This is a genomic window from Mycobacterium sp. 48b (assembly GCF_048282725.1).
Classification (GTDB): domain Bacteria; phylum Actinomycetota; class Actinomycetes; order Mycobacteriales; family Mycobacteriaceae; genus Mycobacterium.
Window position 1 is genome coordinate 330,833 of the sequence record NZ_JBLVUL010000001.1, and the last position, 16,583, is coordinate 347,415.

Annotated in this window: 16 protein-coding genes; 7 read left to right on the forward strand and 9 right to left on the reverse strand. The window is 66.6% G+C overall.

Annotated features, from left to right (window positions below; genetic code table 11):
* Window positions 1–2 precede the first annotated feature (2 nt).
* The 4 genes from ACNQR1_RS01555 to ACNQR1_RS01570 all read left to right on the forward strand — a co-directional run bounded on the left by ACNQR1_RS01555 (window position 3) and on the right by ACNQR1_RS01570 (window position 4,958).
* A complete protein-coding gene (locus ACNQR1_RS01555; protein WP_064881344.1) occupies window positions 3–413 on the forward strand; it encodes a VOC family protein in 411 nt (136 codons plus the stop codon).
* A 3-nt stretch (window positions 414–416) separates the two neighbouring features.
* On the forward strand, window positions 417–2,780 hold the full coding sequence (locus tag ACNQR1_RS01560) for an ATP-binding cassette domain-containing protein (protein ID WP_418043532.1): 2,364 nt from the start codon (window positions 417–419) through the stop codon (window positions 2,778–2,780).
* Window positions 2,781–3,083: 303 nt separating this feature from the next.
* Window positions 3,084–3,815 carry a TMEM165/GDT1 family protein gene (locus tag ACNQR1_RS01565; protein ID WP_418043534.1) on the forward strand — a complete coding sequence of 244 codons (732 nt, stop codon included), beginning with the start codon at window positions 3,084–3,086 and terminating at the stop codon, window positions 3,813–3,815.
* 63 nt (window positions 3,816–3,878) lie between these two features.
* Entirely contained in the window at window positions 3,879–4,958 is a 1,080-nt protein-coding gene (locus ACNQR1_RS01570) for a phosphodiester glycosidase family protein (RefSeq protein WP_418043536.1), read from the forward strand.
* Between the two features lie 8 nt (window positions 4,959–4,966).
* Here the strand turns inward: ACNQR1_RS01570 and ACNQR1_RS01575 are convergent, their stop codons facing one another.
* The 3 genes from ACNQR1_RS01575 to ACNQR1_RS01585 form a co-directional block, all read right to left on the reverse strand.
* Window positions 4,967–5,500, reverse strand: coding sequence for a LuxR family transcriptional regulator (locus ACNQR1_RS01575; protein ID WP_418043538.1), 534 nt, complete (start codon window positions 5,498–5,500; stop codon window positions 4,967–4,969).
* A 207-nt stretch (window positions 5,501–5,707) separates the two neighbouring features.
* Window positions 5,708–5,986, reverse strand: a complete 279-nt coding sequence (locus ACNQR1_RS01580) for a barstar family protein (RefSeq protein WP_418043540.1) — start codon at window positions 5,984–5,986, stop codon at window positions 5,708–5,710.
* On the reverse strand, window positions 5,983–6,417 hold the full coding sequence (locus tag ACNQR1_RS01585; protein WP_418043542.1) for a ribonuclease domain-containing protein: 435 nt from the start codon (window positions 6,415–6,417) through the stop codon (window positions 5,983–5,985). The genes ACNQR1_RS01580 and ACNQR1_RS01585 overlap by 4 nt, the downstream gene beginning before the upstream one ends.
* A 92-nt stretch (window positions 6,418–6,509) precedes the next feature.
* On the opposite strand from ACNQR1_RS01585, the gene ACNQR1_RS01590 reads away from it, so the two are divergent.
* Window positions 6,510–8,645, forward strand: a complete 2,136-nt coding sequence (locus tag ACNQR1_RS01590; RefSeq protein ID WP_418043544.1) for an acyltransferase family protein — start codon at window positions 6,510–6,512, stop codon at window positions 8,643–8,645.
* A 3-nt stretch (window positions 8,646–8,648) separates the two neighbouring features.
* Here ACNQR1_RS01590 and ACNQR1_RS01595 read toward each other — a convergent pair whose 3' ends face one another.
* From ACNQR1_RS01595 to ACNQR1_RS01605, 3 genes are read right to left on the reverse strand one after another with little or no spacing between them, the layout of a single operon-like run.
* Entirely contained in the window at window positions 8,649–10,196 is a 1,548-nt protein-coding gene (locus ACNQR1_RS01595; protein WP_418043546.1) for a carotenoid oxygenase family protein, read from the reverse strand.
* Between the two features lie 17 nt (window positions 10,197–10,213).
* Window positions 10,214–10,861: a TetR family transcriptional regulator gene (locus ACNQR1_RS01600; RefSeq protein ID WP_418043548.1), complete on the reverse strand. Its 648-nt coding sequence runs from the start codon at window positions 10,859–10,861 to the stop codon at window positions 10,214–10,216.
* The gene (locus ACNQR1_RS01605; protein WP_418043550.1) at window positions 10,858–11,313 is read right to left on the reverse strand and encodes a MarR family winged helix-turn-helix transcriptional regulator; all 456 of its coding nucleotides are present in this window, start codon (window positions 11,311–11,313) and stop codon (window positions 10,858–10,860) included. The genes ACNQR1_RS01600 and ACNQR1_RS01605 overlap by 4 nt, the downstream gene beginning before the upstream one ends.
* 61 nt (window positions 11,314–11,374) lie before the next feature.
* On the opposite strand from ACNQR1_RS01605, the gene ACNQR1_RS01610 reads away from it, so the two are divergent.
* Window positions 11,375–11,701, forward strand: coding sequence for an antibiotic biosynthesis monooxygenase family protein (locus ACNQR1_RS01610; protein WP_418043552.1), 327 nt, complete (start codon window positions 11,375–11,377; stop codon window positions 11,699–11,701).
* A 2-nt stretch (window positions 11,702–11,703) separates the two neighbouring features.
* Here the strand turns inward: ACNQR1_RS01610 and ACNQR1_RS01615 are convergent, their stop codons facing one another.
* Together ACNQR1_RS01615 and ACNQR1_RS01620 are read right to left on the reverse strand one after the other, a co-directional pair.
* Window positions 11,704–13,917 carry an AAA family ATPase gene (locus ACNQR1_RS01615; protein WP_418043554.1) on the reverse strand — a complete coding sequence of 738 codons (2,214 nt, stop codon included), beginning with the start codon at window positions 13,915–13,917 and terminating at the stop codon, window positions 11,704–11,706.
* A 347-nt stretch (window positions 13,918–14,264) separates the two neighbouring features.
* A complete protein-coding gene (locus ACNQR1_RS01620) occupies window positions 14,265–15,083 on the reverse strand; it encodes a fructosamine kinase family protein (protein ID WP_418050236.1) in 819 nt (272 codons plus the stop codon).
* Window positions 15,084–15,178: 95 nt separating this feature from the next.
* Between ACNQR1_RS01620 and ACNQR1_RS01625 the strand changes: the two genes are divergently transcribed.
* On the forward strand, window positions 15,179–15,934 hold the full coding sequence (locus ACNQR1_RS01625) for a hypothetical protein (RefSeq protein WP_418043556.1): 756 nt from the start codon (window positions 15,179–15,181) through the stop codon (window positions 15,932–15,934).
* Here the strand turns inward: ACNQR1_RS01625 and ACNQR1_RS01630 are convergent.
* Complete coding sequence (locus ACNQR1_RS01630; protein ID WP_418043558.1) at window positions 15,885–16,583, reverse strand: YoaK family protein; 699 nt, start codon at window positions 16,581–16,583, stop codon at window positions 15,885–15,887. The genes ACNQR1_RS01625 and ACNQR1_RS01630 overlap by 50 nt on opposite strands.

The window sequence follows — 16,583 nt, forward strand, 5'->3', positions numbered from 1 at the left end:
GCATGGAACTCACAATTCACTCCAGCATGTTGCCGCTCGACGATCCGGAAGAATCCCTCGCCTTCTATCGCGATGTGCTCGGTTTCGAGGTCCGCCTCGACGTCGGCAAGGACAAGATGCGCTGGATCACGGTCGGCCCACCGAACCAGCCCGACACGTCCGTCGTCCTCTACCCGCCATTCGCCACCCCCGGCCTCACCGATGACGAGCGCCGCACCATCGCCGAGATGATGGCCAAGGGCACGTTCGGCACGCTCCTGCTGGCCACCAAGGATCTCGACAGCACGTTTGAAAAAGTGCAGGCCGGCGACGTCGAGGTGGTCCAGGAACCAACCGAGCAGCCATACGGCGTGCGGGACTGTGCCCTTCGTGATCCCGCAGGCAACATGGTCCGTATCCAGGAGTCGCGCTAGCCGATGCATCCCGCCGACAGTCACGATCTGATCCGGGTCACCGGTGCCCGGGAGAACAACCTCAAGGACGTCGACATCGAGTTGCCCAAACGCCGGTTGACGGTGTTCACGGGCGTCTCGGGGTCGGGCAAGAGTTCTCTGGTGTTCGACACGATCGCCGCAGAATCTCAACGCCTGATCAACGAGACCTACAGCGCGTTCGTGCAGGGCTTCATGCCGAACCTGGCCCGCCCTGAGGTCGACGTCCTCGACGGGCTGACCACCGCGATCATCGTCGACCAGCAGCGGATGGGGGCCGACCCGCGCTCCACGGTCGGCACCGCCACCGACACCGGGGCGATGCTGCGGATCCTGTTCAGCCGAGTCGGGAAGCCGCACATCGGGTCACCGCAGGCCTTTTCGTTCAACGTGGCCTCGATCAGCGGCGCGGGGGCGGTGACGCTCGAGAAGAGCGGGCGCACCGTCAAGGAACGTCGCGAGTTCAACATCGTCGGCGGGATGTGTCCGCGCTGTGAGGGGCGCGGTGCGGTCAACGACATCGACCTGAGCGCGCTGTATGACGACACCAAATCGCTGAACGAGGGTGCCCTGACCATCCCCGGCTTCAGCATGGACGGCTGGTACGGCCGGATCTTCCGGGGCTGCGGCTTCTTCGATCCGGACAAGCCGATCAACAAGTTCACCAAGAAGGAACTCGACGCGCTGCTGCACAAGGAGGCGACGAAGCTCAAGGTCGACGGGGTCAACCTGACCTACCTCGGACTGATCCCGCAGATCCAGAAGTCGTTCCTGTCCAAGGACGTCGAGGCGATGCAGCCGCACATCCGCACGTTCGTCGAGCGCGCGGTCACGTTCACCACCTGCCCGGAGTGCGACGGCACCCGGCTGTCGGAGACCGCACGCTCGGTGAAGATCGAGGGCGTCAACATCGCCGAGTTGTGCGCGATGCAGATCACCGATCTGGCGGCATGGCTGGACAGCCTCGCAAAGAAGCCGGCGGCCAAGTCCGTGGCGCCCTTGCTGGCAGCGTTGCAGCACACACTGGACTCGTTCGTCGAGATCGGGTTGGGCTATCTGTCCCTGGACCGCCCTGCCGGCACCCTATCCGGCGGAGAAGCCCAGCGCGTCAAGATGATCCGTCATCTGGGCTCGTCTCTGACCGATGTCACCTACGTGTTCGACGAGCCGACCATCGGCCTGCACCCACACGACATCGCCCGGATGAACAATCTGCTGCTGGCACTGCGGGACAAGGGCAACACCGTGCTGGTGGTCGAGCACAAGCCCGAGACGATCTCTATCGCCGACCATGTGGTCGACCTGGGCCCCGGTGCCGGATCGGCCGGCGGCGAGGTGGTCTTCGAGGGCAGCGTGGCAGATCTGCGGGCCAGCGATACCGTCACCGGCCAACACCTGGGTTACCGTGCCGCGCTGAAGGATTCGGTGCGTAAGTCCGAGGATGCCATGGCGGTCCGCGGGGCCGACACCCACAATCTGCGCGACGTGGACGTCGACATCCCGCTGGGCACCCTGGTGGTGATCACCGGCGTCGCGGGCTCAGGCAAGAGCTCGTTGATCGGCGGCTCCGTGGCCGGCCGGGACGGCGTGGTGGTGGTCGATCAGAGCCCGATCCGCGGCTCGCGCCGCAGCAACCCGGCCACCTACACCGGGCTGCTCGAGCCGATCCGCAAGGCTTTCGCGAAGGCCAACAACGTCAAACCGGCCCTATTCAGCTCGAATTCGGAAGGCGCCTGTCCGGCGTGCAACGGCGCCGGGGTGATCTACACCGATCTCGGGGTGATGGCCACCGTCGAGACCACATGCGAGGAGTGCGAGGGCAAGCGGTTCGGCGCCTCGGTGCTGCAGTACACCCTCGGCGGACGCGACATCGCCGAGGTGCTGGCCATGCCGGTCAGCGAGGCGGAGCCGTTCTTCTCCGACGGCGACGCGAAAGTCCCTGCCGCACAGAAGATCCTGTCGCGGATGTCCGATGTGGGTCTGGGCTATCTGACGCTCGGGCAGCCGCTGACCACGCTGTCCGGCGGTGAGCGGCAGCGGCTCAAACTCGCCACCCAAATGGGAGAGAAGGGTGACACCTACATCCTCGACGAGCCGACCACGGGCCTGCACCTGGCCGACGTCGAGCAGTTGCTCGGCCTGCTGGACCGGCTGGTGGATTCGGGCAAGTCGGTGATCGTGATCGAGCATCATCAGGCGGTCATGGCGCATGCCGACTGGATCATCGACCTGGGACCGGGCGCCGGGCACGACGGCGGCCGTGTCGTATTCGAGGGCACCCCGGCAGATCTGGTCGCCGAGCGTGCCACGCTGACGGGACAACACCTGGCCGAATATGTGGGCGCCTGAACCAACAGAGTCAGGGCACCCGAACTTTCTCGTGTCGATCCCCAAACTTATTGTCGAATAAGCACTTTCGGACGGGACGGTTTGCGTCGTCCCGTCCGGGGTGCGTATGGTGGAGGACAGCGAAGGGGAGTAGCCCCCAATCGGATATTCGACATACTGGCCGCGCAGCGATGCATCAACGGCCCGGTTATCCGAACCGGTCACGGACCGGTGGGCGAGACCTTCGGCCGTTGACCATTGGGTTGCCGGCCGGAGGCATGTGATTCAGCCCCCGACGGCAGCCAACGACCGAGGAGTTGTTGAGTGCTCGCTGCTCTGCTCTTGAGCTTCGCCGTCATCTTCGTCGCCGAGCTCGGCGACAAATCGCAGTTGATGGCCATGACCTTTGCGCTGCGTTACCGCTGGTGGGTGGTGCTCGTCGGTATCACCGCGGCCACCACCGCAGTTCACCTGATCTCCGTCGCGGTCGGCCACTACCTGGGCGCGGCACTGCCGACCCACCTGCTCGGCATCCTCGCCGGGGTGGCGTTCGTGTTCTTCGGGCTGTGGACCCTGCGCGGCGACAAGCTGTCCGACGACGAGGCGACCAAGGCCCAACGCTCGACCGCCCCGGCGTTCTTCACGGTCACCTCGGCCTTCCTGCTCGCCGAACTCGGCGACAAGACGATGCTCGCGACCATCACGCTCGCCGCCGACAACGACTGGGTCGGCGTGTGGATCGGCTCGACCATCGGCATGGTGGCAGCCGACGCACTGGCCATCGTGGTCGGCGCGATCGCCGGCAAGCACCTGCCCGAGCGGGTGATCCAGCTGGGCGCGGCGGCGCTGTTCGTCATCTTCGGTGTCGCGATGCTGCTCGAGGGCGCGTTCCCGGCGGCCCCCGCCCTGCTGACCACTGCAGGGGCGATCGCGGTGGCGGCACTGTCCGCGGCGGCCCTGTACGCGCTGCCCGCGCGTTTGCGGCCGGCGGTGATGCGCAAGCCCGAGACTGCCGAACCAGCTAACTCTGATCAACCAGGTGCGATCGCCCCTTGACCCAACCGTGACCAGGCTGTTACGCATGTTGACAGAGTTTCCTGTGTGGTTATTGTGTAGTTCGTGCCAGGCCTGGCAAAACTCCTCCACCGTGCGGTCGCCGCTGCGTCCGCCGTTGCCGTCTGCGCGGCACTGGCCACCACTGGCTCCCCCGTCGCACGCGCCGAAGACGCCCGGGCGCTGCTGCTCGGCGCGATCGCCAACACCAAGGGCGCCTACCTCGTCTACAACTTCGGCGGCCAGTTCGCCGCGCCGTTCCTGGCCGCCGACGGCCGCGCCTACACGCTGAACAACGGCGGCCACCTGATGGCGATGAAGAACGCCTCCAGCCGGCTCAACCCGCGCCTGCTCGTCGACAGCCACCAGGGGTATCAGTCCCGGTGCGAGCGCACCCCGGGCGCGCGTACCGGCGAAGGGCTCTGGCAGGCGTCGGAAACCTATGCACCCCTTGCCGCTTGGCAGGTCCTCGGACAGCCGACCATCGCGGTCAACGCCAACTTCTTCGACGTGCGCGGGCAGCAGGGCGGCTCGTGGCGCGACACCAAGTGCTCTTCCCCACTGGGCGCCTATGTCGACAACACCCGAGGGCAGGGTCGGGCCAACGCCGCAGTCACCGGCACCCTGGCCTACGCCGGCAAGCAGGGACTGTCCGGCGGTAACGAGCACTGGTCGGCACTGGCCACGATGATCCTGCCCATGGGCGGCGCCCCCTACGTGGTGATGCCAAAGAGCAAAGACGACTACGATTCGGCCACTCCGGTGATCCAACGGCTGCTGGATCAGAACGCCCGGTTCGTCGCGGTCGCCGGCATCGGGCTCCTCGCTCCCGGCGACACCGGCCAGCTCAACGACAACGGCCCCAGCGCAGCGCGCACCGCCGTCGGTTACAACCGGGCCGCCGATCAGCTGTTCGTCTTCCAGGGCGGCAGCTACACCCCGGACAACATCCAGGACCTGTTCCGCGGGCTGGGGGCGGACAACGCGCTGCTGCTCGACGGCGGCGGGTCCTCGGCGATCGTGTTGCGCCGGGACACCGGCGGCATGTGGAGCGGCGCCGGGTCACCCCGCGGGAACTGCGACACCCGTCAGGTGCTGTGCGATTCGCGCGAGCGGGCCCTGCCCAGCTGGCTGGCCTTCAACTGAGCAGCCGGTCAGTTCACCAGGATTTCCGCCAGCACCGCATTGGGCATCCGCAACGGCAGCACGTACTTACGTAATCCCGGGTGGCACAGCTGCAGAAGCCGTTCCTGAGGCTCGGCGTCTCCCATGCGTTGGTCGCCAAGGTATTTCAGGGTGGCGCCGGAGGGGAGGTCGCCGCCGACCGATGACGCCGTCGTGCCGGATATCAACGTCTGCCCGGTATGGGCGACATCGCGCAACCGCTGGGTGCCGCTACGTCCGGTGTGCACACCAATACACAATTCGAACGGATCCAGCGGCGTCAGCTGCAGGTACAGCGCGCAGGACACCGCATCGGATGCGCGGTCGAAGGTGGCGGTGAACCCGTCGCAGGTGGGCTGCGTCGGAGACAGGATGCCGCCATGGAGTGCCACGAAGTGGGTCAGCGTCGCGCGATAGTACGGAAGCGCGGCGGCCATCACCTCTGGCTGCATTTGCCACAGGCGTGCGGACTCCTCGGTGCGGGCCATCAGCCACGTCGTCCCGGTCGACAGCTCCTTGGTCACGCGCCCGTTGCTCCCGCCTGTTGCCGGCCAGTCACCCCCGCACCGATAGGCACGCAGAATGCCAGCGTAACCAGTTTCCACAAGACGCGGGCCCACGGTGAACGCCGTTGCCGCAGAACCTCGTTGCCAACTCGCGGCTGCAGCGATATTGCCCGCGTGGGACGCGCGTAAGCCGTCCCGTACCCTATTTGCTGGACCGGGTGAGCGTCAGCTCTCCAGCCACAGGTCGACGCCCTCGGTGGCGAAGATCGAGAGCACCGTGCTCCAGGTGTCTTGTCCGAGCGCCTCTTTGATGTTGCGGTAGGACGTCATGACGAACCGGAACCTGCGGTTGTCCGGGGTGCCGAAGCCGCCGCGCAGACAGTCGGCCAGCGCATCCAGGTTCGAGCCGAAGTAACCGTCGTCGCCGTTGACCGCCCGGCCCATCTCGGTGAAGAAGTCCGCCTTGGAGGCCACCTTGGTCCCATCGATCCGATACGTCTTCACATGCCTCCGATCAGGCAGAAGGATTCGTAGTGGTCGCCGGTGTAGTAGTACTCGGGCGGGTCGTTCTGCGGTGTTCCACCGGTGACGATGCGCCGCTTGCCCCGATGTTTGTTGCCCGGCGTCGGGACCGTGTACTCGTGGTAGTAGCCGCGCTCGTGTTTGGGCAACCGGGCTTCGTAGTTCCCGAACACGACCCCGTCGTTGCGCGGGTAGGGAAACGGTCCCCCGGACTGGATCAACTCGACGGTCCGGTCCGCCTCCGGCGGAAGACCGCTCAGATCGCAGGTGCCGTCCGCTGCCGCTGACTTCGAGGGAGATGCGGGCGCCGCGGCCGGTGGTGCCACCGGAGACGACGTGGTTTGAGTCGGAGCGCAGCAGCCCGAAAGCAGGCCGCACAGCACTGCCAGCGCCGCAATGCGTGATCGTCCCATCGGGATGAGGCTAGCAACAGGCACACAACAAGCCCCTCAAATCCAGGGTCAACAGCGCCTGCCGTGCGACGATCGTTACTCGAGTGAACAGAGTGACCAACCTCGCGGAACCCAGCGTCCGCCGCGGCAGCACCGCGAGCGGTCGGAAAGCCCTGCCGAACAAGCAGTTTCGCCCCGACATCGAGGGACTGCGGGCGGTCGCGGTACTTGCCGTGGTGCTGTTTCACGCCGGGGCGCCCGGGTTCGGCGGAGGGTTCATCGGCGTCGACGTGTTCTTCGTCGTGTCGGGTTTCCTCATCACCGGCCTGTTGTGGCGGGAAGCCTCAGGCACCGGGACGGTGCGGATGGCGCGGTTCTATGCCGGGCGCGCCCGCCGCCTGCTCCCGGCCGCCGCACTGGTCCTGGTCGCGACATCGATGGCGGCCACCGTCCTGCTGCCCCCGTTGCAGGCCCGCTCCGTGCTGGCCGACGCGATCGCCAGTGCGCTGTATGTCGGGAACTACCGCTTCGCTGCGGAGGGGACCGACTATCTGGCGGCCGAGACGGCGGCCTCTCCCCTGCAGCACTACTGGTCACTCGGCGTGGAGGAACAGTTCTATCTGCTGTGGCCGGCCCTGATCCTCGGCACCGCCTGGCTGCTGACCCGCAGAGGCCGGGGCACCCGTTCGGCTGTCCCGTACGCGTGCGTGCTGGCAGCGGTGGCCGGCGCCTCGCTGGCGGTGTCGCTGTCATGGACCCAGACGATGCCGCCCTGGGCGTTCTTCTCCCTGCCGACCCGCGCGTGGGAGTTGGCCGCCGGCGGGCTGGTCGCGCTGACCGCGGCGCACTGGCGCAGCCTTCCGCCCGTCTGTGCGGCGCTGGTCGGCTGGGGTGGCCTGGCACTGATCCTGGCCACCTGCATGCAGCTCGGCACCGCTACCCCGTACCCCGGCGCCGCAGCATTGCTTCCGGTGATGGGGACAGCGCTGGTGATCGGGGCCGGTTGCGCCATACCCGATCTCGGTGTGGGACGGCTGCTCTCGAAACCGGTGATGCGCGGGCTCGGCCGGTTGTCATATTCGTGGTACCTGTGGCATTGGCCGGTACTGCTGCTGGCGCCCGCGGTGTTCGGTCACGGTCTGGGTCTGGCGGGCCGGCTGGCGATGATGGTGATGTCGCTGGGCCTGGCGATCCTGACGCTGCACCTGGTTGAGAACCCGGCCCGGTTCGCCGAGGCACTGCGGGGTTCATCGTGGCGAAGCCTGGCCGTCGGCGCGACGGCGACCGGGGTGGCGGTCTGCGCGGGCCTGGTGCTGCTGGCGGTGCGTCCGGTGCCGACCGGATCGGGCCCCGCAGCGGTTCCGGTCGTCGCGATCGGCCCGGCCCGCGCGGCTGCTCCGGCGCTGACGCCCGAGCAGCAGGTGCAGGCGGCGGTGACCGCGTCGGCCGATCTGCGCGCAGTGCCGTCGAATCTGTCACCGCCGCTGGACAACATCACCAAACCCGAGGCGTTCGTCAACGGCTGTGTCCTGTCCTGGCAAGACGTGGCGGTGCCGGACTGCGTATCCGGCGACGCCGCGTCGGCGACCAAGGTCGCACTGATCGGCGACTCGCACGCGGGGATGTGGCAGCCGGCCCTGGAAACCGCAGCACAGCAACACCGTTGGCGCTTGGAGGCCTTCGCGAAAGTCACCTGCCCACCGATGAAGCTCCCGATCCTGAGCCCGTACCTCGGGCGCGAGTTCACCGAATGCCAGCAGTGGCGGGCCGACGTGCTGACCCGGATCGCCAAGGAACGTCCGTCGCTGATCGTGCTGGACATGGTGCGGCGCTATGGCGCTGACTTCGGGTTCGTCAGCTACGACCCCACCTGGCTGGACGGATTGACCCGGCTGGTGTCGCAGTTGCGCGGCACCGGAGCACGGGTCCTGGTGCTCGGTCCGGTTCCCGATCCCCACACCACGGTGCCGACCTGCTTGTCGGCACACATGGACGACGCCTCGGTCTGCGCGCCCGGCCGCTCGATCGCCCTGAACGACAACGGTATTGCCGCAGAAGCCGCCGCGGTGCGGGCCGGCGGCGGACAGTACGCCCGGCTGGACCGGTATTTCTGCACCGACCAACGCTGCCCGGTGATCGTCGGCAACACCCTGGTCTTCCGCGACGACAACCACATCACCGCCGAGTACGCGCAACTGCTGTCGCCGGTGATCGCGCGCCTGACCGAAAGTGCGTTGGCGCCCAACTAGCCTCTAGAACCTGGCCACCCGATCGGTGAACGCTCCGTGGTAGCTCATCGGCAGGTGGAACGGCAGCCAGGCCTCGGCGATCGGGCCGGCGTCGATGCCCGGCGCGTCGAACACCATGAGCCGGCTGCGGTGTTGCGTCTCGTCGTAGCCCACCGTCAGCACCCATCCGTCGTTCTCGGCCGTGCTGCCCGGGCGCGGAACGAAGATCGGCTCGACCAGTTTGTGGCCCGGCGGGCAGTAGGTCTGCACGCTGCCGTCGGCATGGTCGAAACGACCGATCCCCTCCCCGCCGCCCTCCCCGTCACCGGGCACGGTCACATAGGTCACCGCGTGCGACCGAGTCGAGCGGCGCTGATCGATCTGCGGGAACTCGCAACCCAGCTGGGCCAGCGGTTCGGCCAGGACGCGGTCGTCGGCAGTGATCCGGAAGCGGGTGAGCCGCACGGAATCCGGCGTCTTCTCCGGGGCGACGTCGGCGTACATCCGAGACATGTCGCTGCGGACGTCGGATCCCCAGGCCTGCATGCCACCGAAGGTTTCGGGAGCGAACCGCGGCAACTCCACCACCACGTCGGCGCCGTCCTCGTAGGCGTTGGCGTAGTGCCACATGTAGAACGGGTCGGTCTCGATGACCCGCACCTTGCCGCCGTCGCGCGGTGCCAGGATGAAGTAGGAGGGTTCGTTCTGCTTGAACTGGATGGCGTCCCAATAGGATCGACGCCCCAGCAGAGCCCACGGGTTGATCCGCAGCGGGGACAGCATGAACACGGCGTAGCGCGGGGTCAACGCCATGTCGTGGAGGAGTCCCATGCCCGGCAGCGGTACCGCTCGCAGGTAGCGGGTGACGCCGCGACTGTCGGTCTCGTACAGACGCAACCGGACCCTGGGAATCGCCTCACCGGCGAGTTCCCGCAGGCGCCTGACCTTCTCGCCACGACTCGGTGCACTGCGGACATGACGCAGGTCGAGGCGGGGGAAGTAGGGCTCGAACCCGAAGTTGACGCGCGAGTCCGTCGTCGCATCGTAGGTGTGGTGCGCCGAGTACGCACCGATCGGGCCCTTGAGGACGCCGTCGAGGCTGCACATCCCGATGGTGTTGAGGGTGTCGAGATCCATGCCGTGCGGGCGCCCGGCCTCCCACAGGGCCAACAATTGGTCCTGGCCGATCATCACGTTGGTGTTGGCGGTATTGGCCGGCAGCCTGAACGCGTTGGTCCGCATACCACCTGGGCGCTGGTAGGCGAATCCGCGTTTCACCATCCCGCCGGCCGCCGTCGTGGTCAGGTAATGCTCGGTGCGGACGAAGCGGTTCTTGAACCGCACCCCGTTGCCGTCGATCGCGAAGGCGACCACCATGCCGTCGGCGTCGAACAGGCTGTCCACCCGTGACGCGCCGATGTTCCAGCGGCCTGATCCGTTGCGGTACAGCGTTCCGGTCAGCCCCTGCGGGATCGTGCCGGTGATCTCGGTGAGGGCCAGGTCATATTCGCCGGCGACGTCCTCCCAGTAGCGCGAGGGACCGTCGACCTGAGGTGAGGTGGGAGCAGCCATAAAAGACATGGTGTCTTTTATGGTTGGCCGCTGTCAATAGCCGAGACATCGAAAGGGCTGAACGGCAGGGCCGAGCCACCGTCCCAGCACAACGTCGTCAGGTGTTCGACGAGCTCGGCCCGGGGCATCGACGAATCCCGCAGCCACCATTGCGCGCTGACCATGGCCGACCCGACGATGGCCCGGGCCCACGGCGCCGCCGCAGCGGTGTCGGTTCCACTGGCCGCCATCGACACCGCGAGCATCGCCTCGACCGCTGCCGCGAGCTCATCGAAGATTCCCGGCATCTCGTGGCCGGCCGCGGCATGCACGTTCAGCGCCCGGTACAGGTCCGGATCGTCCTGCATCCAGCCGCAGATGACATCGAAGAACAACGACATACGTTGCCGTAGATCGGCGGAACCGGCGGCCCGCCTGGTGATCTCGCCCAGCAGCCGGCGGGCCTGACGCTCGCCGAGTGCGGACAGGATGGCCGCCCGGTTCGGGAAGACCGCATAGACCGCCGACCGCACGAACCCGGCCTCTTTGGCCACCTCGGCGATCCCCACATCGGGCCCGTGGGTGCGGATCGCACGTTCGGCGGCGTCGAGCAGATCCGAGCGTCGCTGCTCGACGTCGACGCCAGGTCCGGCGGGCCTACCGCGCCCGCGCCTTGCCGAGGTCACCGGTCAATCGTAGTTTCCGCCTCGGCCGCCTCGAGGTTCTCTGCGCAGCGCAGCAGCATTGACGCGAGTTCGGCCTGGGCTTTGTCAGGAACTCCGTGCAGCATGTCCTGCTCGACCCGGATCACTGCCGCGTGCGCCTCAGCCAGCCGACGCCTGCCCGTGGTGGTCAGCTCCAGCGCCCGGGCACGGCCCCGTTGCGGGCCGGCCGAATCCCGTACCAGACCACCTGCGCGCAGGCCGGCCAGCACGTCTTGCAGGGACTGGCGGGTGACGAAACACAGCCGAGCCAGCTCCGCGGCCGAGGCTTGCGGGTGGTCGGCCAGAGCGCGCAAGGCCGTGTACTGGGCCATCGACAGCCCCGTAGGGCGCAGTGCCGCATCGCAATTGCGGCGCAGGCTCTGCTGGACCCGCTTGACGAGATAGCCGGCGCCGCGTTCCACGTCCTGGGGCATGACAGGAACCTTACATCAGTGCTACCGTGGAACATGTAAGGAACCTGACATTGGAGGAATCGTGACGACCATCCAGGAACACAGCCCCCACGCCACCCTCATCAACGTGTTCACCGTGGAGCCCCATCGGGCAGCCGAACTCGTGGAACTGCTACGACAGGCGACCGAGGACGTGATGTGCCACGTTCCCGGATTCACCAGCGCCAACATCCATTTGAGTACCGACGGCACGCGCGTCGCCAACTACGCACAGTGGCGCAGCGCCGAGGATTTCCGCGCCATGCTCGCCGATCCCACTGCGCGCGAGCACATGGACCGGTGCGCTGACATCGCGACCAGTTTCGACCCCCACCTGTACACCGTGGAATCGGTGCACCGAGCGGGATAGCCTCAGGCGGCGCCCTTCTTGGTGTCCTTGGTGTCCTTCTTGGCGGGCTTCACCGAATCGCCGGCCTTCTTGACGTTGCTCTTCACGTCGTCGACCGCCTTCTCAGCGCCTTTCTGGACGCCCTCTGCCGCGGACTTGATCTGCTTGCGACCATCCTCGGCGAGTTTGTTCACCCGATCCTGGGCGTCCTTGACCGTCTTCGCCGTCCGCTCACGTGCCTTCTCCGCCGAAGCCTTCACACGCTCGCCGGCCTCCTTGACCGATTTCTCGACCTCTTGGCGGGCGTCGTCGGCTGCGGTGGTGAGCTTCTTGGTGCTGTCGTCGAGGTTCACCTTCGCATCCTCGACAGCAGGTTCGTCCGCCACAGACTTCAGATTGACCGTGTCCGAGCCGACATTGGTCTGGGTGATGCCCTGAGGCTCGAAGCTGGTCTTCGCAAGGCCCTGCGCCCCAACGTTGTCCAGCTCGTCCGGGGTGAGGTTGTTCAGCGCGTCGGTGAGACCCGCCAGTCCCAGCCCGGAGCCACCTGTCGTGAGCGTGTTGCCCACCCCGAGCAGGCTGAGCAGCTGCTGAATCGGGCTCGGGACGGGGTTCTGGTTGATCAAGCCATCGTCGATCGCCTTCTGGATGCCGGTGACGAGGTTGTTGACCAGGTGCCCGGGCACCTGCGCCCAGTCGACGTCTGCCGGCAGTGTTCCGAAAGCGGTTGGAATATCGGCCTCGTCGAGCGTGCGGTCGTACACACCGGTCTGCTCGTCGTAGTACACATCGGTGTAGCCGAGATTGACCAGGCTGGTCAGCACCGGGCTCAGCGCCGTCCCGATCGGGTTGTTGAAGTTCGCCCCGGTCAGCAGGTTGACGACGTCCACGGCGAGGTACGTCGGCTCCAGCAGCGGCAGGCTCTGCGCGGGGACGGTGACGTAGATGTTGAGTTTGGGGCCCAGCTGAGGATCGTCCCCGGGATTGGCCAGATAGTCGGCGATGTCCGCACCGAGCTGCGTCGTGATCTGGTCGACCAGCACCGTACCGAGCGTGTCCAGCGACTGGTTACGCAGGATATACGTCGGGAAGATGCCTGCCGCAACGTTGTTCGCCATGGTGAACGGGTTGGGCCACGCAGCGAAATCGGACAGCGGGAGATACTCGGCCGTCGCGTCGATCTTGATCGGGATCAGGTTGGCGCCGCCGAGGGTGAGCCCGAGCAACGGCACATCACCGATCACCGGGACGTCACCGATGACGCTGGTCCCGCTGCTCTGCACCTGGGTATCCGGAGTCACGGTGTCGATGCCCAGCAGGCCGAACAACGGGTAGGCGCGAGCCAGGATGCCGCCGTTGGCCCGGCCGGGGTTGTCGATCAAGAGCATCGGCATGATCGTGAAGCTGCCCAGCAGCGGATTGTCGGTTCCGGTGTAGTCGGCGCCACCCGGTTGATTCGGCAGATCGTCGACCACCTGTTGATAGGCCGCACCCGCCGCGAAGGCACCGAATCCCCAGCCCGCCACGATCGGGATCCGCACATCGGCGACGTTCGCACTCAGCGGCGGCAGGTCCTGGCCGGTGATGAGTTTGAAAGTGGCCTTCAAGGTTTCGAAGGCGATGCCACTCGTCGGGAGACCGAGCGCCGTGAAGATCGAATCGAGGCTGATGTCCAGGTAGTCGGTGTTGTTGATCTCGTCGGCCACCGAATTCGGGAAGGACGGTACCCACCCGAGGTCGACGCCGAGCAGTCGCAGCAGCGTGAACGGGCCACCGGTGGTGATCAGGTTGATCCCGACCGACGACAGTGGGTCCTCGAGGTCGATTCCGAGAACCTCGGCCAGATCGCCGACGGGCAGCCCGCCCAGGGCGCTGCCGAGCGCCCCACCCAGCGCATCGTTGAGCGGACCCTCGACTGCGGCCGTCGGATCGATTCCCACCGCCTGCAGGATGGCGAGCAGGTTGAAGTTGTCGACGAACGCCGTCTCGAGCTGTGCGCCGACGGTCTGGAACTGGTTGTAGACCTGAGTTCCGAATCCGCCGGTGAGGTCCGGGATCTGGTCGGGCGGCGGGAAGATCTGGACCCCGGATTGCAGCCGGAAGTCGCGCTGGACCGCGGCGGCCTGGGCCGGCGGCGGAGCAACACCAACCGTAAGCGCTGTGACTGTTGCGGTTGCCGCGCCGAGGGTCGCCACCCTCTTGACGCGCTGCCGCTGCCTACGGTGTTTGACTGCCATCTGATCAGTCCTTTCGGCCGCCTTCTCAGGTTGATCTCAGGCAACTTAACACTATTGTGACCTTGCTCACTACATTGCTGGAAAGAATTTTCATCTTCAATTTCGCACCCGTCGCAAACCTTGGAGTAGTACCTTTATCGGTGGTGTACTGGGCATCACGATATTTACGTATACGACAGTTAATGTGCGATTTTAGGGTGCCGCGTCTGCACCATGTTGCTGCATGCCGACGCCGAGCTCCTTGCCGTTGTCAATCAGCGGCCAATGTGTCAACCGATTCAGTCCGGCACCGAAAACGTCTCAACCTGCGGCACTCGATCCCATCGGTGTCGCGCCGGCACCGGCGACTACCGGATCCGCGGTTTGCTGAACGTCTCCAGGATCCGCCGCGCAGCCGCGCTTGCCTGACTCACGTAGCCGCCCCCGAACAGCACGACATGGGCGAGCAGCGGATAGAGCTGGTGCAGGTCGACCCGATCCGGCCACCCATCGCGCAGTGGCCGCACCGAGCGGTACCCCGCCAGAACCTCATCCAGGAACGGACAACCGAACAGCGCCAACATCGCCAGGTCCGTTTCGCGATGGCCGCCATGCGCGGCGGGGTCGATCAGGACTGCACCGTCCCCGGTCCACATCACGTTGCCGCTCCAGAGGTCGCCGTGCAGCCTGGCCGGCCCGTCGTCGTCGTCGAACACGCCGTCACGGCAGAGCTCGGCCACCGCCGCGACCAGTTCCTGTGCCGGTCCACCGAGCCGCCGCGATGCCAGCTTCGCCATCGGCGTCAGACGCTCATCGGCGTAGAAGGTGCCCCAAGAATCGTGGTGGGCCAACGACATCGGCAACGGCTGCGCCATCGGCCCGAAGAACCCGTTCCCCGTATACCCGGCCGGGCCACAGCCGTAGGCCTGTGCCCCGGCATCGTGGGTATGAGCCAGACGCCGGCCGAAGACTCGCGCGGCCTGCCCGGTGGGCGCCACCGGTTCCAGCCGCCGCAAGGTCAATGAGATTGCGTCGTAATCGATTACGGTGACGCTCGGCACCCCGACCTCGATGCACAGCCAGCTCAGGCCGGCCGCCTCCGCCGCGAAGAATCCGGCGGGCGCCGACGGATTGCGTTTGACGAAGACATCGGCCCGGTCCTCGGCAATGTACCTGGCTCCCCTCAGCACCCCAGAATCATGCCTGACCAGCGAGTCGCGCGGAATGTTTCAGTACGCGGCAAGCGCAGATGTCCCCATCCGGCAAGATAGCTGTGGTGGGGATGAGCCTGTTGCCTTTCACTCGCCTGTCGGACGCCGCCGTCGCGGGTGCACTCGACCATGCGGTAGCCGTGATCAATCCGGCGCTCGACGTGTTCACCCGATTCGACCCGCTCGGCCTGAGACGGCGTACCCACCGTGAGGAACCCGCCGGAGGTGCAGTCGGCAAGTCGCTCGACCTCGCGGCCGCGTTGCTCAATTTCGCCGAGCTGCCCGGCACGAAGGCCTGGACCGAGATGGACCAAGACGGTCATGTGAAGTGGTGGGTACATCGCGCCGGGGCCGTGACCACCATCCTCGTCGCATTCCCTGGTGCGTTCGGAGTCCTCGCCGACCGGCTGGGCGTTCAGGACGTCCTGGGCTTCACCAACCAGGCGATCGTGCTGTGCGCGGTGGCCCGCGAGGACGGCGTCACCGACCACGACGAGCAGGTGCAGCTGCTGGGCGCTGTCCTGTGCGACCGCCAACTCCCCGACGCCGAGGGTGACGCATCGACCGGCGCCGCCGATGAAGCCGCGCAGTCACTGCCCGAAAAACTCTGGGAATTCGCCGGCACACTACGTGCCGTGGGCGACGAGTTCACGAAAAGGCCGCACCCGCAGAAGCTTTACCGCTACCTGGGGATGTTGCCCGGCGTCGGCGCGGTGGCCGACTACTTCGGCGAATTCACCGCCCTGCTGCATGCGGCCGATGAGGGTGCGGCCTGGATCAGCGAGCACTCTGCGCAGCCGCCGGCTCCGACGCCGGCCCGAACTTGAAGATCAGCGCGCTGGTGGCCACCACCACGGCCGCCAACGCGATCACCGGCGCCACGGTGAACCGCGACACCGTCGCCCCCAGAATCGCACCGCCGCACATGGTCAGCACAACGCCGTAGCGCAACTTCTCGCGATCGCCGGTGCCGCCGGCCAGCCTGCTGTCGAAGCCGATGCCGACGATCGTCTGCGTCAGCACCGTGGTGCTCAACTCCTGGATACCGAACTGGCGCGCCGTCGCGTTCTGAATCCCGAAGGTCATCGCCAAAAGGATCAGAATCAGCTTGCGGTTGTCGTCGTAGGCCAGCACGCCCGTTCCGCACAGGATCGAAAGCACGGTCAGCAGAACAACTTCCACGCCCAGTGCGGTGGTGAGCCAGTTCCGGACGTGGCCGTCGAGATGACGGCGGAGCCGTCCGCCCACCACGGTGCCCAGCACGAAACCGATGAACGCCACCAGCGCCCCGGTCACGTCCACACCCGAGTGCGGTACGAACCAGAACCCGAGGAAGATCACGTTGCCCGTCATGTTGGCGACGAACACATGGCCCAGCACCAACACACTGACCGCGTCGACGATCCCAGTGGCACACGTCAACAACAGAAGCGCCACAACGGTCGACCGCTGCGTCACCGGTGAGGCGATGGCCAT